At 40.5% G+C, this 21174-nt stretch carries 23 protein-coding genes; 12 read left to right on the plus strand and 11 right to left on the minus strand.

The window, feature by feature from the left end; genetic code table 11:
- Window positions 1-96: 96 nt before the first annotated feature.
- Entirely contained in the window at window positions 97-1575 is a 1479-nt protein-coding gene (locus BM176_RS10785; protein ID WP_090102687.1) for an XRE family transcriptional regulator, read from the plus strand.
- 167 nt (window positions 1576-1742) lie between these two features.
- Here BM176_RS10785 and BM176_RS10790 read toward each other — a convergent pair whose 3' ends face one another.
- Window positions 1743-2522, minus strand: a complete 780-nt coding sequence (locus BM176_RS10790) for a M57 family metalloprotease (protein WP_090102688.1) — start codon at window positions 2520-2522, stop codon at window positions 1743-1745.
- Window positions 2523-2670: 148 nt separating this feature from the next.
- Window positions 2671-3204: a DinB family protein gene (locus BM176_RS10795; protein WP_090102690.1), complete on the minus strand. Its 534-nt coding sequence runs from the start codon at window positions 3202-3204 to the stop codon at window positions 2671-2673.
- A 300-nt stretch (window positions 3205-3504) separates the two neighbouring features.
- Between BM176_RS10795 and BM176_RS10800 the strand changes: the two genes are divergently transcribed.
- Both BM176_RS10800 and BM176_RS10805 read left to right on the plus strand, forming a co-directional pair.
- Window positions 3505-4062: a hypothetical protein gene (locus BM176_RS10800; protein WP_090102692.1), complete on the plus strand. Its 558-nt coding sequence runs from the start codon at window positions 3505-3507 to the stop codon at window positions 4060-4062.
- Between the two features lie 198 nt (window positions 4063-4260).
- A complete protein-coding gene (locus BM176_RS10805) occupies window positions 4261-6735 on the plus strand; it encodes a T9SS type A sorting domain-containing protein (RefSeq protein WP_090102694.1) in 2475 nt (824 codons plus the stop codon).
- A gap of 167 nt (window positions 6736-6902) precedes the next feature.
- Here the strand turns inward: BM176_RS10805 and BM176_RS10810 are convergent, their stop codons facing one another.
- The gene (locus BM176_RS10810) at window positions 6903-7226 is read right to left on the minus strand and encodes a cupin domain-containing protein (RefSeq protein ID WP_090102706.1); all 324 of its coding nucleotides are present in this window, start codon (window positions 7224-7226) and stop codon (window positions 6903-6905) included.
- 376 nt (window positions 7227-7602) lie between these two features.
- On the opposite strand from BM176_RS10810, the gene BM176_RS10815 reads away from it, so the two are divergent.
- Window positions 7603-7965, plus strand: a complete 363-nt coding sequence (locus BM176_RS10815; protein WP_177230365.1) for a response regulator — start codon at window positions 7603-7605, stop codon at window positions 7963-7965.
- 588 nt (window positions 7966-8553) lie between these two features.
- On the opposite strand, the gene BM176_RS10820 is transcribed toward BM176_RS10815, so the two are convergent.
- Entirely contained in the window at window positions 8554-9162 is a 609-nt protein-coding gene (locus BM176_RS10820; protein WP_090102709.1) for an FMN-dependent NADH-azoreductase, read from the minus strand.
- Between the two features lie 120 nt (window positions 9163-9282).
- Here BM176_RS10820 and BM176_RS10825 point away from each other — a divergent pair, with 120 nt between their 5' ends.
- The 5 genes from BM176_RS10825 (at window position 9283) to BM176_RS10845 (ending at window position 13039) form a co-directional block, all read left to right on the plus strand.
- Window positions 9283-9663 (plus strand): winged helix-turn-helix transcriptional regulator, encoded by a 381-nt coding sequence (locus tag BM176_RS10825; RefSeq protein ID WP_177230366.1) that lies wholly within the window; start codon window positions 9283-9285, stop codon window positions 9661-9663.
- A 56-nt stretch (window positions 9664-9719) separates the two neighbouring features.
- Window positions 9720-10214, plus strand: a complete 495-nt coding sequence (locus BM176_RS10830; protein ID WP_090102711.1) for a CHRD domain-containing protein — start codon at window positions 9720-9722, stop codon at window positions 10212-10214.
- A gap of 191 nt (window positions 10215-10405) precedes the next feature.
- Window positions 10406-11182, plus strand: coding sequence for an RMD1 family protein (locus BM176_RS10835; RefSeq protein WP_090102712.1), 777 nt, complete (start codon window positions 10406-10408; stop codon window positions 11180-11182).
- Window positions 11183-11643: 461 nt separating this feature from the next.
- A complete protein-coding gene (locus BM176_RS10840; protein WP_090102714.1) occupies window positions 11644-12426 on the plus strand; it encodes an AraC family transcriptional regulator in 783 nt (260 codons plus the stop codon).
- A gap of 64 nt (window positions 12427-12490) precedes the next feature.
- On the plus strand, window positions 12491-13039 hold the full coding sequence (locus BM176_RS10845) for a dihydrofolate reductase family protein (RefSeq protein ID WP_090102715.1): 549 nt from the start codon (window positions 12491-12493) through the stop codon (window positions 13037-13039).
- A gap of 63 nt (window positions 13040-13102) precedes the next feature.
- Here the strand turns inward: BM176_RS10845 and BM176_RS10850 are convergent, their stop codons facing one another.
- From BM176_RS10850 to BM176_RS10860, 3 genes are all read right to left on the minus strand, one after another.
- A complete protein-coding gene (locus BM176_RS10850) occupies window positions 13103-14200 on the minus strand; it encodes a glycoside hydrolase family 130 protein (RefSeq protein WP_090102717.1) in 1098 nt (365 codons plus the stop codon).
- Window positions 14201-15343: a DUF4185 domain-containing protein gene (locus BM176_RS10855; protein WP_090102719.1), complete on the minus strand. Its 1143-nt coding sequence runs from the start codon at window positions 15341-15343 to the stop codon at window positions 14201-14203.
- Between the two features lie 108 nt (window positions 15344-15451).
- Window positions 15452-15847 (minus strand): nuclear transport factor 2-like protein, encoded by a 396-nt coding sequence (locus tag BM176_RS10860; RefSeq protein ID WP_090102721.1) that lies wholly within the window; start codon window positions 15845-15847, stop codon window positions 15452-15454.
- 153 nt (window positions 15848-16000) lie between these two features.
- Between BM176_RS10860 and BM176_RS10865 the strand changes: the two genes are divergently transcribed.
- Window positions 16001-16822 carry an SMP-30/gluconolactonase/LRE family protein gene (locus tag BM176_RS10865; RefSeq protein ID WP_090103363.1) on the plus strand — a complete coding sequence of 274 codons (822 nt, stop codon included), beginning with the start codon at window positions 16001-16003 and terminating at the stop codon, window positions 16820-16822.
- A gap of 41 nt (window positions 16823-16863) precedes the next feature.
- Here BM176_RS10865 and BM176_RS10870 read toward each other — a convergent pair whose 3' ends face one another.
- The 3 genes from BM176_RS10870 to BM176_RS10880 form a co-directional block, all read right to left on the minus strand.
- On the minus strand, window positions 16864-17958 hold the full coding sequence (locus tag BM176_RS10870; RefSeq protein WP_090102723.1) for a DUF2652 domain-containing protein: 1095 nt from the start codon (window positions 17956-17958) through the stop codon (window positions 16864-16866).
- Window positions 17959-18099: 141 nt separating this feature from the next.
- Complete coding sequence (locus tag BM176_RS10875) at window positions 18100-18549, minus strand: cupin domain-containing protein (protein WP_090102724.1); 450 nt, start codon at window positions 18547-18549, stop codon at window positions 18100-18102.
- 20 nt (window positions 18550-18569) lie between these two features.
- Window positions 18570-18740 (minus strand): hypothetical protein, encoded by a 171-nt coding sequence (locus BM176_RS10880; protein WP_177230367.1) that lies wholly within the window; start codon window positions 18738-18740, stop codon window positions 18570-18572.
- A gap of 316 nt (window positions 18741-19056) precedes the next feature.
- On the opposite strand from BM176_RS10880, the gene BM176_RS10885 reads away from it, so the two are divergent.
- Together BM176_RS10885 and BM176_RS10890 are read left to right on the plus strand one after the other, a co-directional pair.
- Window positions 19057-19539 (plus strand): Lrp/AsnC family transcriptional regulator, encoded by a 483-nt coding sequence (locus tag BM176_RS10885; RefSeq protein WP_090102727.1) that lies wholly within the window; start codon window positions 19057-19059, stop codon window positions 19537-19539.
- A 4-nt stretch (window positions 19540-19543) separates the two neighbouring features.
- On the plus strand, window positions 19544-20521 hold the full coding sequence (locus BM176_RS10890) for an EamA family transporter (RefSeq protein ID WP_090102729.1): 978 nt from the start codon (window positions 19544-19546) through the stop codon (window positions 20519-20521).
- 65 nt (window positions 20522-20586) lie between these two features.
- Here the strand turns inward: BM176_RS10890 and BM176_RS10895 are convergent, their stop codons facing one another.
- Window positions 20587-21174, minus strand: coding sequence for a PhnA domain-containing protein (locus BM176_RS10895; protein ID WP_090102730.1), 588 nt, complete (start codon window positions 21172-21174; stop codon window positions 20587-20589).

Genomic DNA, 21174 nt, shown 5'->3' on the forward strand with positions numbered 1-21174 from the left:
ATTTTTCGCTAATTTATTTTTATTCTCTTTTTGTTAATTTTGTTAAATTGCCAGACGTAATGACTTAAAAGTGCCAATCATAGGTAAACAGGAAGCATGATCACAGAAAACGAAAGTGTACGGTTGATTTTTGGCCTGAAGGTGCGTAACCTCAGGCAGCAACGTAACTTATCCTACCAACAACTATCGGATGCCACAAAAATCACAGTCTCTTATTTGCACGATATAGAGAATGGTAAAAAGTACCCTAAAACAGATAAGATTCTCGCACTGGGAAAGGCGCTGGGTACTGATTATGATTACCTGGTATCGTTGACGGGCGACAAAAAGTTACAGCCGCTGATTGATCTTATTAGTTCAGATTTTATTAATGTGATACCCTGGGAGCATTTCGGGATAGCACCGGCAAGTTTACTTGAATTATTTACGAATACACCTGATAAAGTAACCGCTTTCATCAGTACACTGGTGAAAATTTCAAGGGCTTATCATCTGACACGGGAAAATTTCTACACCACAGCATTACGATCTTACCAGGATATACATAATAATTATTTTGAGGATCTGGAAATAGCTTCCCGTAAGTTAAGAGAAGATCTTAATATAACAGAAACACTGCCGGTACACGTTTCTACACTGGAACAGGCACTGAAAGAAAACTACGGTATAATTACAGACCGTAAGAAGATGGGCAATATCAGCATCCTCGGAAATATCCGTTCTTATTATAGTCAGGAAAAGAAAGTATTATATATTAACAAGCAATTTTCTTCCGGGCAGGAAGCTTTTTTACTAGCCAGGGAGCTCGCCTTTCAGTTTCTCGATATTACTTTACGTCCATTTGAAACTATTGTACAGCAACCATCTTCTTTTGATCAGTTATTAAATAATTTCAGGGCGTCTTATTTTGCTGCGGCCTTGTTGATACCAGAAGATTATTTCGTAGAGGATATTAAAAATGTTTCAGGAAACGATAAATGGGATGCAGGTTCCTGGCTCCAGCTCGTGGATAAGTACAATGTATCTGCAGAGATGCTCCTTCAAAGGCTTACCAATATACTACCGCATCATTTTGGAATAGATCAGCTGTTTTTCCTTCGTATGTCGGGGAATGAAAAAGAAGGGTATGAAATCAACAAGGAACTGCATTTGTCGCAATTACATAATCCGCATGCCAATCTGGTAAATGAACACTACTGCCGCAGATGGCTGTCTGTAAGATTAATGCAGGAAGTGGAGCGACTACCGGAAAGGAAGAAAAAAGCGGGAGCGCTTATAGATGTTCAGATTTCACATTATTGGCAGACGCATAACCGCTATTTATGCATCACAATGGCTAAACCTCAAAACAAGAACAGCCATGAAATGGTAAGTGTAACTTTAGGACTTCTGCTGGACAGTTCTCTTATGCGGCTGATGCGTTTTGTAAATGATGAAAAGATAATTACCAGAACAGTTCATACTACCTGTGAAAGATGTTCGATTGAGGGCTGCAAAGAACGCGTTATGCCAGCAACCTATATTGAAGAAAAAAGGAATGAGCATGAAGTGAGAATTGCTTTGGAAGGGCTTTAATACCAAAGGGCAGGATAATTGCTTAAACAACTGCAGATCTCCATCAGAGAGCTGAATTAAAATAGCCTGTATCGGACTTCCGATACAGGCTATTTTAATTTTCAGTATAATCGGGGATATGTAAATCTTAAAGGTGAATATTAAGATTTCATACCGGTTCAGTTATATTATTGTGGATAAAGGATCTGAGTAGCCAATACATCACCTGCTGTAAATCCATTCCAGTTTAATACAAATGAGTTCATAACAGAATTAGCATCTACAGAAGGAGTACCTGGTATTAATGTACCGGAGGTCTGATTGGTATGATGAAAACCAATAGTATGACCTAATTCATGCGTAATAGCAAAGAGCTTCTGACTAGCCGCCAGGCTGTTGAAATTACTGTTGATCTCTACACTTACGCCAGGCCGGCCATTCGATGTTGGCAGGTAAGCACGTGCAATCCAGTTGGCACTTTCAAAACCCATAAATATCCTGGTATTTGACGCGGACAGGGTTGTGACGATAGACATACCTAATCTGGTACCGTTTACTGCATTCCAGTTAGCTACTGCACCCTGTACAGCAGTCTTCCATGCAGCGGGTACATCTGGCTCAATGTAAAGCTTTACATTGGTGTTGTAGGTATTACTGATAATGTAAGTGTTTCTCCGTTGTTCTGTTTGCGGAGTGCCAGAGTTACTTTCATTTTTCATCCGTGCTGCAACTTCCTCGCTGGTGATTACAATGTCCTTTTCTATTGTAAATTTCCCATCTTTAAATACGATGTCTTCAGCTTTAAATCCTTTACCAGTAAGATAATCAGTAAGAGATGCAATACTTCCATCTGCCTGTGGTTGTGTACTGGCTTCTTCTTTTTTACAGGAGAACATGAAGATAGAAATGAATAATACAATAGCTAATACGGGGTTTGCACTCGACAAGTGCAGGGTTTTCGTTCGCATAAATGGAGTTTTAATTTTGAGGGTATATATATCGGGTACAATTGACTAAAAACAGGTGAATTACATCACCTTAATATTAACTGGTATTGGCAATATTTTAACCCATTACGTGAGGATTTGAAATGTTATCCTCTCTATTTTGTCCTCTTTATTTCGAAAATATTTTATCATCAATTCTACTTTTCTGTCTGAGGTGATGCCTCATATGCATTTCAGCAAACCGGAGCCATTCTAAAGCATTAAAAAAGAGCAAGCCGGGATGTTCGGTTTTCCCATTTGAATTTGAAAAATCCGATATAGAATATAACTTATTTACTTCATCCTTTATGAGTACCAGGCTTTGCAATAATTCGTCTTTGCTTTGCGGCATTCGTAAGTTTGGGTTATTAGAAGGATTATCAAGCAACATATCGGGGAACTCATTATTCTCAAACATAACTTTAGCATTTCTGTGCATTTCTTTTTCACTATTAGCATTATCAAATAATAAAGAAGCCTTCATTTGTTCAATAAAATATTCTGTATCTTCTACAATATGCACATACACCTGACCTAATGACCAGGAATTAATCTGAGGTTTTTGGCAAAGCATTTCTAAAGTATAATCATCCAGGTAAGTGATCCATTTTTCAATGGTTTCATTGAATTGCCTGAGGTAAGTATTGGCCTTGTTTATTTCCATATATATCTATTCTTTCTTTGTTAGCCGTAGATAATAAATATTTCCCACTTTTTCAACTAATTTGGTTAGCTTCACTTTAATCGTATTTTCAGCATATTCTCTCCAGGTATTTCATTTTATGAAATTAGTATTTTATATCACATGTGATTGTTCTTTAAAAATTACTCCAAAAAAATAATCTGTCAGGAAATTCTGTCTTTATTCAGTTCCAAATTTAATACTTAATACAATTTTTACCGTAGCTAAGTACATCCTGCTTTATCTGTACCTATAATATCAATCATCATTAAACTACTCCAAATGAAAACATTTGTTCTTTTGACATGCACTATTCTCTTTGCTATTGCCTGTAAAAATCCCAATAGCAAATCTGAAAATCCATCTTCTGACAGCGCCAAAACAGTTGGCACAACAATGGAAGAATTGAATTATCCCTATACGCTTAGCAAGCCCTACAAAGACTGGCAGCCAGGTGACAAGAAAAATGCCTTAATGGTTATGCAAATGATAAAAGCATGGGAAACAAAAAACATTCCGGAATGTGCCTCATATTTCGCAGACAGCGTGGACTTTCAGTTAGATTACTTTCATAAAGTAATACAACATGATAGTATTCCTAAGTTGATTGAATGGTCATGGGCAGACTATGCCAGTGTAAATATAAAAATGGATGATTGGGAATCTGTAATTTCCAGCGATAAAAAAGACGAATGGGTAACATTATGGTATAAACAAAACTGGATAGATAAAAAAGGAAAAGCGGATTCCCTGAATATAGTTAACGATGTAAAAATTTTAAACGGTAAGATTGTAGTGTTTGACGAAAAGATCCAGCATTTCCCTACAACAAAAAAGTAAAAGGTTATGCTTTTGTTTGGGATTCAGGTGGGATTGCCCACCTGAATCCTCCAAATAGTACTATTCAAATATAAGCCAGGAACCTATAATGCCATCAGGTTACATGCCAATGCAACATTTTGTACCCTAATTATTAATGTTCTATGCCCATGCTCTAATTGTTCGTGTATTATCTTTGGTTCGAACAATGACCACAATATGAAAAAACTATTTCTACCCACACAAGGCATAGCTATGTGCCGTTTAATTCGTTGCTTTTTATCTTTAAACTTATTTATTGCCACCTTAAATTGTATTACAGTCAGTTCCGTAAAAGCACAAAGCTATGGCAATGTTGCTATGGGTGGGGGCGGTTTCGTTTCCGGTATTATTACCAGTAAAATAGATCCCAATCTCATTTATGCCCGTACCGATGTAGGTGGCGCCTACCGGTGGGACAATACAAACAGTAAATGGATACCCTTGCTGGACTGGGCGTCTTCAAGCGAAACCGGTTACCTGGGCGTGGAATCTCTTGCCACCGATCCCGTCGATGCCAACAACCTGTATATGCTGGTGGGCATTTCTTATTTTAACAGTGGGAAAACTGCCATCCTCAGATCACAGGACAAAGGCAATACTTTTTCTATAACAGATGTTACATCGCAATTTAAAACGGATGGTAATGGGATGGGCCGTCAAAACGGTGAAAAATTGCAGGTAGACCCCAATAACAATACCATATTATACTGTGGTACCCGTGCAAATGGTTTATTTAAGAGTACCAATTCGGGAGTTAGCTGGAACAGGCTGTCGGGTTTAAATATAACCACTACCAGCAATGGTGCAGGTCTTAGCTTTGTACTATTGGATAAAACGCTCGCTTCGGGAGGGGCAACACAAAGAATCTTTGCGGGAGTGTCTCAAACCGGCACAAATTTCTATATAAGTACAAACGGGGGAACTTCATTTACTGCAGTATCCGGAGGGCCAACTACGCTTATGCCACAACGCGCAGCTTTAGCCAGCGATGGGAATCTATACATTACGTATGCAGATCATGAAGGGCCCTGGAACCCTACTATAGGACAAGTATGGAAATACAATGTATCATCAGGTGCCTGGACAAATGTTACACCTGCAGGGATAACCTTTCCTTTTAGTGGAATAAGTGTTGATCCATATAATCCAACACATTTGATGCTTTCCACCATAAATATCTATTACTCACAGGGAGGTGCCTGGGGCGACCAGTTCTATATCAGCTATAATGGCGGCTCCAGTTGGACAAATGTAGTGGCAAGAGGGTTTACCATGAACAACCAGGGTGTACCGTGGCTTACCAGCAGCCAATCCATTCACTGGGCAGGTTGCATTGAATTTGATCCTTTTAGCACCGGCAAAGTTTGGGTTACTTCAGGCAACGGGATTTTCAGAAATGATTCCATTGAAACATCCAATACCTGGAAGGCAATGGTGAAAGGAATTGAAGAAACTGTTCCACAGGATATGGTAAGCATACCAGGAGGTCCCATATTTTCTGCCATCTCGGATTACGACGGGTTTAAGCAAACAGCCCCCGCCACTTATGGCACACAACATACTCCCACTATGGGCAGCAATTCCGGGATTGCTTATGCATCCAAAAGTACCAGCAAATTAGCCCGTGCAGGTTCACTCATATATTACACCACCAACCAGGGCACAAGCTGGACACAAACATCTGCTGTGCCACCTGCCAATGGCAGTACAGCAAGTGATTTTGGTTATCTGGCGCTGTCATCCAGCGGTGGAAGAATTTTGTATTCTCCGGCAAATGGCAATAGTACTACTATGTATTATTCCACCAATAATGGTAGTAAATGGACCACAGTAAATGGAATCAGCTTCAATACGAGACCGGTTTCCGATTACGAAACCGATAACAGGTTTTTTGCCTATAATACGGCAGACGGTTACCTGTATTATTCAACAAACGGCACCTCCTTTTCAAAAGGAGCCTATACCGGTGCTTCTTACGGGTCATTTCATATCAGGACAGTACCCGGTAATTCCCAACATGTGTGGGTAGCCCTGTATGGAAACGGGTTAGCTTACACGACTAATGGTACCAGTTCTTCAGTTGCATTCACAAAAATCACTAACGTTACAGCCTGTTCTGCAGTTGGTTTCGGAGCAACCGCTTCCGGCGCAAGCTACCCAACTATCTATATCTGGGGTACGGTAGGTGGTGTAGAAGGTCTTTACCGTTCTACGAACAAAGGAGTATCCTGGACACGTATCAACGATAATCTTCACGAATGGGGAGGTGTAGGAAACGGCCAGTTTGTAATAGGAGATATGAATACCTATGGTCGTGTTTATATGAGCACTGCCGGAAGAGGGATTGCTTATATTGAATCATCATCTGTTGCAAGGATGAGTAATACTGAGGAAATAACATCAAAGGATACTTCAATTCTCAAAGTATCTGCCTATCCCAACCCTGTTGCCGGTGAACTTAAAGTACGGTTAACTGAGGATTTGAAAGGGAGTACAATTTATTTGTTTAATTCCAGCGGGCAGTTAGTATTTGCAGGAAAAGCAAATAGTACATTGATAACTATTGACATGTCCGGATTTTCCTCCGATATTTATTTACTTAAAGTTGATAACGGGGTAAAATCTTCTGTTATAAAGATTGTAAAGAGATAACACAGGTAGGTAGATAAAGGGCTTGAGAGGTGCTTAAGTTTACCTGGAACCTGAATTAAAAAAGGGGCTGTATTCCATGTGATACAGCTCCTTTTTTTTGTTGCCAGGGAATAATTCCTCATTGTAAATACTTCGTATCATTGAAATGATTTCCTTCCCCTTAAACTTTATCCTAAACTTTTATAATCTTCCCGCACCGGTTGAAATATATCGAAGAGTTTACAGTCTGTGAGGGCTACACCTCCATGTTCAACATATGGAGGAATAACGGCCACCATACCCTTTGTGTAGACTTTTGTTTCTCCGTTTATAGTCAACTGAAATTCACCTTCCTCTACCTGTGAAACCTGTTCGTGCAGATGTTTGTGATTTGGTAAAACAGCACCTTTCTCGACCTCCCAATAACCAAGGGTCATTGATGAGGTGTGTATAAATCTTGCTTTATAGCCTTCGATAACTTTTATAAAGGGGATCTTTGATAAGTCAATCATAATAAAGTATTTTGTACCCGTAAAATTAATAAAACAATACTGCAACCTTTAATTATGGTCAAAATACTTATGTAACGTATGAGACTTGATACCAGCTTGATCAAACACAAAACATTTGAACACGGGCAACACATTCAAACGAATTTTCATTAGTTTCTAGTCTAAGGCTTTCTAATAGGTTTGTTCTACTGATCATCCATCCTGTTTCACAATTTGGGGAAATTAAATCCCAACATTCAGCTTAATCTGCTCATAAAAATGTTTAATGAAAATTTTCAGATGCCTTATAATTTATTGTATTTTAATTTCTTATAAGTTTTTCTATCTAAGTGGCCTACTGTTCGATATATTCTTTTTTGTTCTAAAAAATATAGCCATGACCAGGAAAATTCTCATAACCGAAAACGATACCGATGTGAAGTTCCTTCTGTCATCTATACTGAAAAATCGCTACAGCTTGTCATTTATAAGTTCGGGAAAACAGGTTCTTCATGGATTGTACGAGATACCCGATCTATTTATTTTAAACAGCAAATTGCCGGATGTTAATATTCTGGAAGTGTATAATGAATTAAAGTCCAATGAACGAACAAAAGATATTCCTATTCTAATTATTTCTGCTTCTGCGGATATTGAGGAACTGATGGAGGAATGTCCAGGAAATGATTTCCTTATTAAACCTTTCAATGGAGCAGATTTACAAAAAAAAATTGATGAAAACCTCGCTGAAAAAAAATAACAACGTAAACCTGAAATTCATACAAGTACAAAAGAATTGGTAAATAACTGAATTGATATGAATAAGGAATAAAAAGACAGACTTCCAAAACTGGAAGCCTGTCAAGAACAGTTGAACCAGGCAGGAATCGAAGTTGCGTATACTATACAATCATTGCCAGTGTGCTCGTCAGGTTAGCTGCCTGTACGGGTAGAAATGCAGGAAAATCGCCGCTTCACTGGTGAATTGAATCTGCATTAACTATATAGTGCGCTGCCTTTTAGCTACCTGTTCATGTATTATTAGAACTACGGGAAGATACTAGCTGTAAGGATAGGTGTAACCCATCTAAAGAATCCCTGATTTACGTTTGCAGGAAGCCAGAACCCCGGGTATTGCTATATAACAATAATACTATGCGGTTTGGTTCACTTTTGAGATAAAAAATGAGCGTATTAAAGAGTTTGCTGTAACGATTATGTGCATACGGGGCCTCAGGTAATAATGATGATGTTTGTTTTCATATCCGGAATTTAAAAATAAAGGATAGCACACGCTATCCTTTATTAGAGGCTATCTTAGTGATAGCCGATATCATTCATGCAAATATTAATAGGCAAACTCCTGCACGCTGTTCAAGGCTTTAGGCCATGCAGTTTCTTTTGTTTCTTCTCTAAAGGTTCCTTCCACACGGAAAACAGTGATGTCTGTCATACCGAGAAAACCAAGGGCTGCCCTTAAAAAAGATTCTGTGAAATCATAGTCCTTCATTGGACCTTCTGAATAAACACCACCAGAAGCAATGGCCAGGTAGACCTTTTTATTCTTTACCAATCCTTCCGGGTAGCCTTTATCATAACTAAAGGTCTTTCCTCTCCTGGCTATATGATCGACCCAGGACTTTAATGTGGAAGGAATACCGAAATTGTACATGGGCACGCCAATAATCACGATATCAGCATCCATCAATTCGCTGATGGCCTCATCAGAATTTTTAACCGCCTCCTTATGTTCTTCCGTACGTACCTCTTCAGGCGTATAGAAAGCATTGAAATTCGATTCTTCTAAATGCGGGAAAGGGTTTTGCGTAAGATCGCGGGTACGTACATCGCTTCCTGGATAAACTGTTTGCAGTTTATCAATAATTGAGTTAGATAATTTTCTGCTAAAAGATTCATCTCTCTTAACGCTTGAAATAATGTTCAGGATCTTCTTCATTTTATATTTTTTGTGCGTTGTCCTTATTTTTTGTTTAGGAACACAAAGCTATCTATATTTGCTATACATTAGTAAGTACTATACCAGAGTATAGCACTATACATTATTATAGTAAATAAAATGACTACAGACAGAACAAAAGAAGGTAGAACCCAGAGTACATGTATGGGCAAGTTACTACCAGTAGCGGATGCCATGGAAGTGTTAAGTGGAAAATGGAGGATGCCAATTATGATTTCATTATCATTTGGCAATAAAAGATTTAGTGAGATGGCTAAGGAGATCCCGAAGATCACAGACAGGATGTTATCAAAAGAATTGCGTGAGCTGGAAGCTCATCAACTGATAAAAAGAACTGTGTATGATGCGGTACCTGTGATAGTAGAATATTCACTTACAGCATATGGTACTTCTCTGGATAGTGTGATTCTTGAATTATATAAATGGGGTAGCCAACACCGGAAGAGAATCATGGGCAAAACAAAGGACAATGTTAAATAGGTTGTAACCAGGAACAATTCAAGGTAGGTGTTTGTTATAACATATAAACACCTGTTATGAAATCTATTCTTTTTTCCCGTCTCTACCGGACACAGTTGTTAGCCTGCAGTTTTGTGGCAATAACTGCGCTGCTGGCCTCTTGTAGTAAAAGCGACGGGTATGGAGGTGGAGGTACCACCACAAATTATAACCTTAGTGCCTCTCTTAACAGCGGAAATGAGGTACCATCGAACCCTACAAGCGGAACCGGCACACTTTCAGGCACTTACAACCCATCCACATATAAAGTTACTTATACACTTACATGGACCGGTCTTACCGATGTGCCTATTGCTATGCACTTTCATGGCCCTGCCCTTGCCGGGGTAAATGCTGGTGTGGAAGTACCTATAACCGGATTTGCTTCAACCGCGAGTGGCACCCTTTCGAGTTCTGCAACATTTAGTGTTAGTCAGGGTACTGAGTTAACAGATGGAAAAATGTATGTAAATATTCATACTACAGCATATCCGAATGGTGAAATAAGGGGACAGATATCAGCTGTGAAGTGAAAAATTCAGTATTAAATTCCTGCTGACTTTATTAGGTCCCTGGCGAAAAGATTCCAATAGTTAGTACTGGAATCTTAGCCGGAGATATTTCAGTATACCCTTATGTCCTCTCATATAGATAATTTGAAATATCATTAAAAAGGCTCATAAGTGATACGAAATCAGTAATTTCGTAGTTCATAGACGTATTTATGTTAAAAGTATCATCATTTCAAATAGCAGATAGTATCGACATTAAAACGTTTAAGACTGTCTTTACTGCAGAGCTTTTACACAGTGATTCGGATGAACTGTTTTACAGGACGGATTCGGAAGGATTTATTTATGTATTTAAATTCGGCATTATAGCTTTTTTCAATTTCAATGAAATACAGATCGCGAGTTTTATGGAGGTTATTAACCCCTATTGCAAAAATAAACTGGATACCAGGCTCAGCGAAGAGTTTGAAATAGAAATAAATGCGCCCCGGATGAAACTGGGATTTAATAAAATCGAGTTGACCAGCATTGATTCCAACGTATTAAGGCTGATTATGCTGAATGTTTCCCAATCTGTAGCCCTGGATCATTATTCACAACTCACCAATATATTACTTGAAGAAACCAATTATCACACACAAATCCTTGAGCGGAAAGGAAGAATGGAGCTTTCGGGCGTAAATCTTAAGAAATATATAGGCCGTACGCTGAATATTAAAAACCGTATTACTGCCAACCTCTATATTTTCGACTCCCCTGAAGAAACATGGGAGGATGAAAGCCTAAATAAGCTCGATTTAGGGCTTAAAAAGACGTTTGACCTACAGGACCGGTTCCAGACAATCCAGGAAGGATTAGCCATCGTAAAAGAGAACCTGGAGCTATTTAAGGACCTTCTACAATACAGAAACAGTACCCAGCTTGAGTGGGTAATAATCATCCTTATCCTGGTAGAGGTAGTGAATATTTTCGTTGAAAGGATCTGGTAGAGATAATGTGGCTATTTACTACCTTTTGTCCCTACTATCTTCAGAGAAATCCACCAGGTAGCACATTTGTCTTATACGGCTGCGGAGTCTGCATATGATGTTCCATATAGTGATCGTACCTGAGAAGTAGGATCTCTGCCATTATGTTACAGCAGTGATGTAATTTACAGTTCCAACTCTTTTCCGAAGCTTGCGTTGGTGATTGAGAATATAATCCTTCAAATCAGGACTTAAAAAGAGTTACTAGTTCGAATCTAGTCGTCCGACATAACATTAAAAGCCTTTAGATCATAAGATGTAGAGGTTTTTTTGTTTTGCTCAATAGCACGCAAACACAGGGCTGCATCCCTGCGGGAATAAAACATTAGAAAGCAATTCAGCATTGATCCACAAATTTAAATTCAATTTTTAATGGGCTTTTTGCTCTACAATTTGCCGATCAACTATTATGTTTGCAAAGTATGCGTATACAATCATATGATATTATCCCTGCTCTGCAGCCGTATATAAAATTGATATGCACCATGGAGTGTGACGATGATACCGACACAAGTTATATTCGTGTGCTGCCCGATGCTTGTGTAGAACTGTTTTTAAACTATACAAGTACACCTGTGGCCATCATTAGTGATGAATTACATAAACGCAGTATCGTTACTTTTCGGATGAGCCGGCCTATGGATGTGCAAATGCGGAAGGGGGCCGGAGTTGTTGCCATTTGTTTCCACCCTGGCATGGCATATAAGTTTATTCAAGTCCCGATGCATATACTATCCGACACGACTACCGCCCTTGATGATATATGGGATTGTATGGCGGCAGAGATAGAAGATAAATTGGCAGGATCCAGCAATAATGAAATGCGTGTAAGCCTGGCACAACAGTACCTGTTTAAGGAACTTGCCAATGGTAAAGATGATTTGCAAATAGCACATTGTTTAAGGCAGGTGCGATTGTCAGGGGGACTGATTACTGTGGGAAGGCTCGTCAGTGATACCGGGTTCAGCCAGCGTCATTTTTCAAGAAAGTTTCAGGAGTATGTCGGCTTGTCACCTAAAGAATATCTGCGTGTTTCAAGGTTTATACTTTCACTTGATCATCTGAAAAAATATCCTGTAATTTCCCTTACTGAAGTTGCCTACAATAGTGGTTATTACGACCAAGCCCACTTTATCCGCGATTACAAAGATTATACAGGTTACACACCTGGTGAGGTAGTGCGGGCCCGGCATATTTTATATTGATGTCTGTTTTGTACAATTAATTGTAATTGAATCCACGCATTTTTGCAATATAAATATTGACATTATGCGAAAACTAATATTGGGATTGGCCATAACATTGGATGGATATATTGAAGGACCTAATGGCGAGTATGACTGGTGCTTTACAGACCAGGACTACGGATTAAACGATTTTTTTGAGCGCATTGATGCGATCTTCATTGGCCGTAAGAGTTATGAAATGGTACAACAGCAGAGTGACAACAGTAATGGAGAGGCTATATCGGGGATGCCAGCGTTGACAGAATACGTATTTTCTAAAACGTTGACATCGGTAAAAGAAGGTGCCGTACTGATATCGGGAGATAGTATCGCTGAAGTACGAAGAATAAAAAATCAACCAGGTAAAGACATCTGGCTATTTGGCGGTGCTTTGCTATATAATGCCTTGATGAAGGAAGGGTTGGTGGATGAATTGTGGATGTCTGTGCACCCGATATTGCTTGGCAACGGTAAGCCTCTTTTCCGTGAACAGGATGGCAGAACCAGGCTCAGGCTCCTGGAAAGTAAAACATATGAGACCGGGCTGGTGTCAATTCGTTATAGCATCGAAAATACTCTAATGCACGATTGAAAAACAGCAAGGTATTTTCTTTCCATGAAATTTGGTTTGGTGCTCATTACGATCTCAATTTATTCATTCCTTTTTATTGGCGACCACTACCGCTACTCTTGAATCTGCGCAGCCATAATAGAGAAACCATTTATTTCTGAACAGCACAAGTCCTTCTACAAACACAGTACCGGCAGGATATTGTCCGCTCTTTTCAAAGGCATCCTGTGGTACGAGGAAAGGCTGGTCAAGACGTGCCAACACCTTTTCAGGATCATTATTATCAAACAATACCTGTCCGGCGCAGTAAGCAGCGGGAGGATAACGTTTATCTCCCCCGGACACGTCATTTTTACCGTTATACAATAATAAAATCCCTTTATCTGTCTTCACAGCCGGAGGACCGCATTCCGTCAGCCGGCTGTCGAAGTATCCTTTCCGCGGCGACATTAACTCCTTCAGTTTTCCATCTGGAGTTGTCAGTGGAGTCCAGTCTGTCAGGTTATCGGAAGTTGCAGCGTATACATGGTATTCTCCCCAGTACATCCAGTATCTGCCTTTTACTTTAGCGATTACAAGTTTCCCGTTGTCGACTTCGGTAACAATCGATGCTGACTTAGTAGCAATGTCTCTGAATTTATCCTTAAAAACCGGTCCATACTTTTTCCAGTGGATAAGATCAGTAGACAATGCAGCTCCCAGTCTTGGTACCTTATTATTCCATTGCGTGTATAATATCACGTAAGTGCCGTCGCTTGTCATGGCCACACGGGGATCTTCACAGCCTCCCTTCCATTCAAACTCCTGTTGTGCATCTGTATCGGGATACAACACCGGTACCGGGGAACGATGTTGAATATGTATGCCATCATCGCTGGTAGCAAGCCCTATCCGGGAGGTACGCATTCCTATGCCTTTCCCGGAACGGTCTTCTGCCCGGTAAAGTATACAGATTTTCCCATCCTTTACCACAGCCGCCGGGTTAAAGGTGTCATTGGATTCCCATGCTACTATGGTTTTAGTCATAGGATCGTTGAACTGTGTGGTGGTATCAGGCCGGATAACCGGGTTAACACCTGCCGGCCTGTTGAAAGGACCCAGCGTCCAATCGGGCAGCTGTGCATACAGGCTACCGGAAGAGAGGCTTATAATGAGGATAATATTGAATAATAAATGCTTCATTTAATTGAATTTTAGTTTTATAAACCGGGGCCGGTATAAATGGGGATGCTTTTGCAAATCATTGAGAAATTCTATTGAATTCACATTATAGCTGATCAGCAGCTCTCCCGGTGCAGAAAGTCCGGGATGTGCCTTGGCGTTATACATAACATAGGTTTTCTCTTCCGCGTCACTACTACAATCCCAGAGAGGGATAACAGGTCCGAAAGGTCCCGTGGGACTGGCACCTATCCGCATACCAATAGTAGTGCCCATCCCTCCTTCCTGGAAGATCAGTGCATAACCTCCATCGGGCAGCGGAGACAGGCTCAGTTCATTGGATACTTTACTGGTAACATCTGCCACCTTGTTCATGTCTTTATTCCAGTCCGTACCATCCCAGAAACGCCACTGGTCAAAATGATCAAAGACAGCTGGTTTTACTCTTGCCACTACCATCTGTTTATCCATCCCATGTACACCGTACACGTAAACATAACCATCTGGCGCAGGAGCGCCAGCTTTAACGGTATTGACAAAGATACCGGCACCAAAAGAACCAATATGCCCTCCTTTATCTGTAAAAAAGAAAGGTGTATCCATCTGCTCATATCCGGTAAAAGGAGGCGGTGTGCCTGCCGGAATTTTGATCAGCGTATTCCCTACCTCCCTGAAACCAAAAGCTTCTTCAGATACATTCCGTACACGATAACCAAATATATAAAGGGTATTATGCTGTTCCTGATTGACGAACCCATCGCCCAGCCAGTAGTAATCTGTTTTTTCAGTACGCGGGGTATGTGGTTCAAAAACAGAGAGGGCTTCGTCTTGTTCATTATGTCCCCATGCAAAATTTATATTTTTCCCTTTCATGATGGCAACACTATTATGCACCATAAGGGAACCCGGCTGCAATGAGTCGTTTATGATAGTACCGATCATGGAATCGCTGAATATGAAAAGCAGACTGTCTGTGGGCTTATTCTCCACACCATTACACGGAATTGTATAAATGCCATCACCTCCAAACCAACCATTGTTCCTTATGAAAAGTGCAGACCATTCAGGCGCTTCTTCCACTTTAAAATGCAGCTGTGTAAGGTCCTGCGCCTGCATGTAACAAAAAAGAAATATTCCGGAGACAGTAAGAATCATTCTTTTCATAACCTGAAATTTACATTATTTTCAGAAGTCGGGAACATATCTGATATTTTAAAGGCTTACCTGCAAACCCACATTCAGCACACGCTGATTGATATAAGCAATGCGGCGTCACACGATCTGTTGAACCCATTGACTTCTCCAGGCCGGTGCCTCGAAGGGGTCTGCGAAATACTGTGTCTCATGCACGACCTTACCGTTGCGAAACTGCATAATGCTCACTGTGTATGCTCGTCGCCCCAGGTAGGTGATTATGTATTCTGTGATCCAGAGATCCCCTTTCCCGAGAATTCGCTTGACATCGAAGCCTGACGGCTTACCCGGATGATGACTCCGCAAGGACTGCAAATTGCTTCGTCCGAGGATTCGCTCGCCTGACTGGGGATAATCACAGATGGCATCGTCATCGTAAATATCATGTTCCGCGTTTGCATCGCCGACTGCCGACGCGTGCCAGTGCGCATTCAGGGCTTCGCGTATTTGTTCTTCATTATTTGTTGTCTGCATATCTTATTTTTCGTGTTATTTCAGGCACCATACAGGAATGACGGCGATCGAGCACAGTAACAAAATGATGCAAATACGGTTTTTTTATTTTACATTAGAGAAAACCCTTGAACTATGCAAGCCCAAACCCATCAAATTCCCGTTGCTCAAATTATGAAAAAACTGATAGCCATTTTGTTAAGCTGTTTTCCCTTGTTCGCCATTGCCCAACATCACCAGCTTGAAAAGATATGGCAAACGGATACCATTGTGGCCGTTCCAGAGTCTGTATTACCCGATTTTAAGAAAGGCATTCTGTATATTTCATTGATTGATGGTGGAGGATGGGATGCCGACGGCAAAGGCGGTGTAGGCAAGCTGGACATGGATGGAAAAAACTATACCGGCAATTGGGTGTCTGGCCTGAATGCTCCCAAAGGGCTTGGCAGATATGGGAACAGGTTGTATGTTGCCGATATTACAAATGTGGTGATAATAGACATTGCAACAGGAAATGTAGCAAAAAAAATTATGGTGGATAGTGCAACTGCTCTTAATGACATCACTGTCACTGATAAGGGTATCGTATTTGTTTCCGATTCCAGGCAAGGGCGGATATGGCGCATTGAAAACGATGTCCCTTCTCTTTACCTCGATAAAGTAAAAGGTGCCAATGGATTAAAAGCAAGGGGACAGGATCTTATTTATGCAGAAGGCAAGCTGCTGAAAAAAGCAAATGCGCAGAAACAAATCATTCAAATAGCAGAAGTGCCACAAGGTATTGATGGTATAGAGCCAGTGGGTAACGGGGATTATATAGTTACCGCCTGGGCAGGTTATATTTTTTATGTTACCGCCAATGGACAGGTTGAAACCTTGCTGGACAGTCATACAGAAAAGATGAACACTGCCGATATCGGGTTTGACCCTATCCGGCGGATAGTGTTCGTACCTACTTTCAATGCTAAAAAAATAGTGGCGTATAGATTAAAATAAATGAAAAGAGGCTGTCAAAAGTAAGGGAAAGCTACTTAACATTATTCTTTTTGGAAAGCAGGTTCAAAAGAAGATCCTTCCATTTTTGCACAGTATGTTGCCAGTTTTTCAGCCAGATCCTGGATCCTGTGTAATAAATCAATACCCATTTCTTCTGGTATCGGAGATTGTCCGTTATTCAAAAAACGACACGCAAATAAGCAACTTTTTTCGTTTAGTTTATTAAATACAAATTCGTAGACCAAAGAAAGATCCATCTCCGGAATCCTGCAACTTTCGGCATAGAAGATTACCTCGTCAGACATCGTCATTCGTAGTGGAGATACAATGGCTTGATAATCCTGAAATGTGCAGTAGTGAACGCTTCCTATAAATACTGCAGGTATATCCTGCTCCACTTTACGCAATCCCGGCACCCAGTCAACCCGGCCCGGAATATTCATCACCACCATATACACGTCACGAAAATTCCCAGGGATTGACATTTTCAGGTAACAGGTGTTATCAATGCAATAATCGTTTTGCAACCCTGGTAGTTCCGGCACTTTTTCCCGGGCATCGTTAAGCAACGCGAAGCGATAATTAACTTTACCAATAGAGGTATATTCTTCTGACGAACTAACCCATTCCAGTTCATCCTGTACAGGCACGCCGGCCTCCTCTTCGAAAAGTTTTTCTGTGATCAGCAGGTATTCGTTGCTGTTAATACTATTTTTCAGTAAGCGATGCGCGATGATCATTTCCGGACCTGATTGCTTTACAAAACGTCCGACCGTTATTTCTGCAACAGGTCCGTGATGCACTACAAACTTCAATGTAAGATTAATAATAGCCTGACAGGCTCCACAGGCACAAACCATATGTTGCTGCATCCATTTCCGCTGGTAGTGAAAAGCATTAAAGATGTTCAGGCAGGTATTTAATATTTCTTTCAGGGTAGGTGCAGATCCTTTTCTGATCAGCAAGACAGCATCTCCTTCGATCTCTGCTACCTCATATTCGTCGCCCACAGCTTTTACCATCGCATCAATTAGCATATTAATGGCAAGTGTGCTATGATTGAGTTCAGTGGTTGTCATGAACTCAGTAAACCCGCTGATATCCGGGATCAGGATCGTTGCGTTGATCGTTGCCATGATTTGGGGTGAATGAGTTATAAAGTTAAGAAAGATTGAGGTTATGAGCCTTTAATAGTTTTGCCAGGTAGGTGACTTGCGCCCAAACTGAGGAAAGAAGCCAATCTGTGCCTTGTTGTGGAGTGCAGCCTGTGTACAGGTTTATTTAGCCTTAGGCGTCTTTTCCGTTTTCCATTTAATAACATGGTACACAGCTTTAGTAGTACCCACATTTTTAATACCATGCAATTGATTAGATGCCTGGAAAATGACGGAGCCTGGGCCAATACGTTTAGTAATGCCGTTTACGGTCGATTCAACCATCCCCTCTTTTATAATGATCAGTTCTTCGTCGGGGTGTTGATGCGGTGGATGTGGTGCCTCTCCGGGATTCAACGTGGTTACATGCAGTTCCAATTCGTCTAGTGTAGGCGTGGGGGACTGAAGGAACTGGCGCTTTTCTCCTGTTTTAGTCTGCTCTACTTTGATGTTGTTCCAGTCGTATATAGTAGACGATAAAGGAGGCTGCTGATCCTTATGTGCAATAATAGCCATTGGGATACACATTATCAGGGCAGTGATGCAAATAAAAGATATTTCTCGTTTTGTCATTGTATTGGGTTTAGGTAAAATTAATTTACGACATATTGGTCATAATAACCCAACTTAACATTGGTTTCCCTTCCTTTGGTATCTATATAACCATCTGCATTAATAAGTTGATACTGGCCCGGTAATAATGGATTATTGATCCGGGTATAAAAGAAAAGCTGGTTGATACTCAGACCTATCTTATGAAACATAATTTATATCAAAATTGGCTCCGTACAACTTTTCCAGTTTATTAGAATCCAAAGAAGTTATCTGTATATACATTCTACCAGATACATGGGCCAGCCTATGTGAAGTATGCAGTTACGTTGGGATTGATCAGGGATTAACCAGGAATTACCTCCTTTTAGAAAATGAACTTCTTCCTTAGGAAAGCAGTTTTTCTTCATTTTAGAATATTTAGCGTGTTTTTACATGTTCAAACAGTTAAAAGCTCAATTTTAAGAATTAAATTCACTTATTAATATTTATACCGAATATAATTCAAAATTACCATAATATTGCAGTATGATTAACGAAAACGAAATCATACTGGATAAAACGGACCTCCAAATACTCCGATTGATGCAGGATAATGCACGGATCTCAAATGCGGATCTTGCCCGTGAGTTAGGAATGGCTCCATCGGGGATGCTGGAAAGGGTGAAGAAGCTGGAACAGAAGAATGTTATTCTACAGTATACAACCCGCCTCAACCCTGATGCTCTGCAACAAAAGCTGCTAGCCTTTATTTTTATGAAGGCTGCTGATGGTCCCGGCTGGGATGAAACGGCCAAAGAACTGGCTAAAATCCCTGAAGTACAGGAAGTACATCATATAGCAGGTGACGACTGTTACCTCGTGAAGGTCAGGACTTATGATTCAGCGTCCCTGATGCAGCTCATGCGCAACACTTTTGCTATTATTCCCAACCTGTTAACTACCCGCACTACGATTGTGCTGGAAACGGTGAAAGAACAACAACAATTGGTTATACCCGGAAAATTATAATCCTATGTCACTGAGTCAGCAAAAAAATGCTCCTCCCCTATTAGTTATCATTGCATTTGCTACTATATATATTGTATGGGGTTCTACCTACTTCTTTATTGGCAAGGCTGTACAAGGAGGCTTACCTCCTTTCCTGCTGGCCTTCATGCGCTATTTTACAGCAGGACTGTTACTAATGCTCTGGTGTATTATTAGAGGTGAAAAGATATTTATCTGGAAAAATATTATTCATGCCACAGTCAGCGGAATACTATTACTGTTTATTGCAAATGGTACTGTTACGTGGAGTGAACAAATCCTGCCAAGCGCGATGGTAGCAATTATAGTATCCTGTCCGCCTCTATGGATCGTATTACTTGACTACAAAAACTGGAAAATAAATTTAAGGAATAAGTCGACCGTTACCGGGCTTATTATTGGGTTCATTGGTGTGTTGTTATTATTCGGCGAACAGGTAGGAAATATATTTTCAACTGGCGGTGATCAATCCAGACTACCATGGATGTTATTACTGCTTTTTGGTACACTAGGCTTTGCGTCAGGCTCTTTATATTTTAAATATAACGTTACTACCGGATCAGCGGCGGTTAATACATCCTGGCAAATGCTTACCACCGGAATTTTATTTATACCTGCCAGCTTCATACACCAGGAGTTTAATGGGCTGGATCTGAAAAGTATACCAGGCAGTAGCTGGTTTAGCTTATTATACCTGATCTTTTTGGGGTCTATTGCTGCTTTCAGCGCTTATGTATGGTTATTACAGGTACGTCCGGCAACGCAGGTAAGCACATATGCATATGTAAATCCTGTTCTTGCAGTTATACTAGGCGTTTTGTTTGCACATGAACATATTTCATGGATGCAGATATCCGGGTTATTCGTCATACTAGGCAGTGTATTACTGATTAACTTATCAAAATACAGGAAGGAAAAACAGCCGAAAGTAGTGAAGAGCGAAGAACTGGAATTAATAAGCTAATCCTGTCATAAAGTACAAAACCCGCTATAATAGCGGGTTTTGTACTTTATGAAAAGAGATGAAGACTAAACCGTTTGCTTTCTTACATATTTGGTAAGGATCACGATTACCTGTCCTTCTATTTTACCTTCAATCTGTTCTGTATTATTTTCCACCAGCCGAATATTTTTCACAACTGTACCCAGCTTTGCATTGAGGGTGGTCCCCTTTACATCCAGCGATTTTGTGAGCACAACAGTATCACCGCTTTGCAATACCGTACCATTGCTATCTTTGTGCAAATCAACAGCATCATCGTTATCGTGATCTCCGGTTGATTTGGCCCAGGCCAATGTTTCATCACTCAGGTACATCATATCCAGGCTTTCCATCGCCCAGCTTTCCTGCTTTAAACGATTCAACATACGCCAGGAAACTACCTGCATACCGGGCACTTCACTCCACATAGTATCAGATAAAAAACGCCAGTGTTTGCTATCTAATTCTGCTTTTTTATCGATCTGAGCCCGGCAGGTATCGCAGATTAAAATACTATCATCTGCATCACTGGTGGGTCCCGGAGGTACTTCATATACCTTTAAAGCATCGCCAGACTGGCATAATTCGCATTTGTTATCACTCCTTTTCTGTAGTTGTTCTTCCAGTTTTGTCAT

The organism is Chitinophaga sp. CF118 (genome assembly GCF_900112615.1).
GTDB lineage: Bacteria > Bacteroidota > Bacteroidia > Chitinophagales > Chitinophagaceae > Chitinophaga.

Excerpts from the sequence above, each read along its gene's own strand:
- BM176_RS10820 (WP_090102709.1), bottom strand. The coding sequence starts at position 9,162 with ATGAAGAAGATCCTGAACATTATTTCAAGCGTTAAGAGAGATGAATCT.
- BM176_RS10790 (WP_090102688.1), bottom strand. The coding sequence starts at position 2,522 with ATGCGAACGAAAACCCTGCACTTGTCGAGTGCAAACCCCGTATTAGCT.
- BM176_RS10800 (WP_090102692.1), top strand. The coding sequence starts at position 3,505 with ATGAAAACATTTGTTCTTTTGACATGCACTATTCTCTTTGCTATTGCC.
- BM176_RS10870 (WP_090102723.1), bottom strand. The coding sequence starts at position 17,958 with ATGGCAACGATCAACGCAACGATCCTGATCCCGGATATCAGCGGGTTT.
- BM176_RS10795 (WP_090102690.1), bottom strand. The coding sequence starts at position 3,204 with ATGGAAATAAACAAGGCCAATACTTACCTCAGGCAATTCAATGAAACC.
- BM176_RS10895 (WP_090102730.1), bottom strand. The coding sequence starts at position 21,174 with ATGACAAAACTGGAAGAACAACTACAGAAAAGGAGTGATAACAAATGC.
- BM176_RS10875 (WP_090102724.1), bottom strand. The coding sequence starts at position 18,549 with ATGACAAAACGAGAAATATCTTTTATTTGCATCACTGCCCTGATAATG.
- BM176_RS10850 (WP_090102717.1), bottom strand. The coding sequence starts at position 14,200 with ATGAAGCATTTATTATTCAATATTATCCTCATTATAAGCCTCTCTTCC.
- BM176_RS10815 (WP_177230365.1), top strand. The coding sequence starts at position 7,603 with ATGACCAGGAAAATTCTCATAACCGAAAACGATACCGATGTGAAGTTC.
- BM176_RS10830 (WP_090102711.1), top strand. The coding sequence starts at position 9,720 with ATGAAATCTATTCTTTTTTCCCGTCTCTACCGGACACAGTTGTTAGCC.
- BM176_RS10865 (WP_090103363.1), top strand. The coding sequence starts at position 16,001 with ATGAAAAAACTGATAGCCATTTTGTTAAGCTGTTTTCCCTTGTTCGCC.
- BM176_RS10810 (WP_090102706.1), bottom strand. The coding sequence starts at position 7,226 with ATGATTGACTTATCAAAGATCCCCTTTATAAAAGTTATCGAAGGCTAT.
- BM176_RS10845 (WP_090102715.1), top strand. The coding sequence starts at position 12,491 with ATGCGAAAACTAATATTGGGATTGGCCATAACATTGGATGGATATATT.
- BM176_RS10860 (WP_090102721.1), bottom strand. The coding sequence starts at position 15,847 with ATGCAGACAACAAATAATGAAGAACAAATACGCGAAGCCCTGAATGCG.
- BM176_RS10880 (WP_177230367.1), bottom strand. The coding sequence starts at position 18,740 with ATGTTTCATAAGATAGGTCTGAGTATCAACCAGCTTTTCTTTTATACC.
- BM176_RS10890 (WP_090102729.1), top strand. The coding sequence starts at position 19,544 with ATGTCACTGAGTCAGCAAAAAAATGCTCCTCCCCTATTAGTTATCATT.
- BM176_RS10825 (WP_177230366.1), top strand. The coding sequence starts at position 9,283 with ATGACTACAGACAGAACAAAAGAAGGTAGAACCCAGAGTACATGTATG.
- BM176_RS10885 (WP_090102727.1), top strand. The coding sequence starts at position 19,057 with ATGATTAACGAAAACGAAATCATACTGGATAAAACGGACCTCCAAATA.
- BM176_RS10805 (WP_090102694.1), top strand. The coding sequence starts at position 4,261 with ATGAAAAAACTATTTCTACCCACACAAGGCATAGCTATGTGCCGTTTA.
- BM176_RS10840 (WP_090102714.1), top strand. The coding sequence starts at position 11,644 with ATGCGTATACAATCATATGATATTATCCCTGCTCTGCAGCCGTATATA.
- BM176_RS10835 (WP_090102712.1), top strand. The coding sequence starts at position 10,406 with ATGTTAAAAGTATCATCATTTCAAATAGCAGATAGTATCGACATTAAA.
- BM176_RS10855 (WP_090102719.1), bottom strand. The coding sequence starts at position 15,343 with ATGAAAAGAATGATTCTTACTGTCTCCGGAATATTTCTTTTTTGTTAC.
- BM176_RS10785 (WP_090102687.1), top strand. The coding sequence starts at position 97 with ATGATCACAGAAAACGAAAGTGTACGGTTGATTTTTGGCCTGAAGGTG.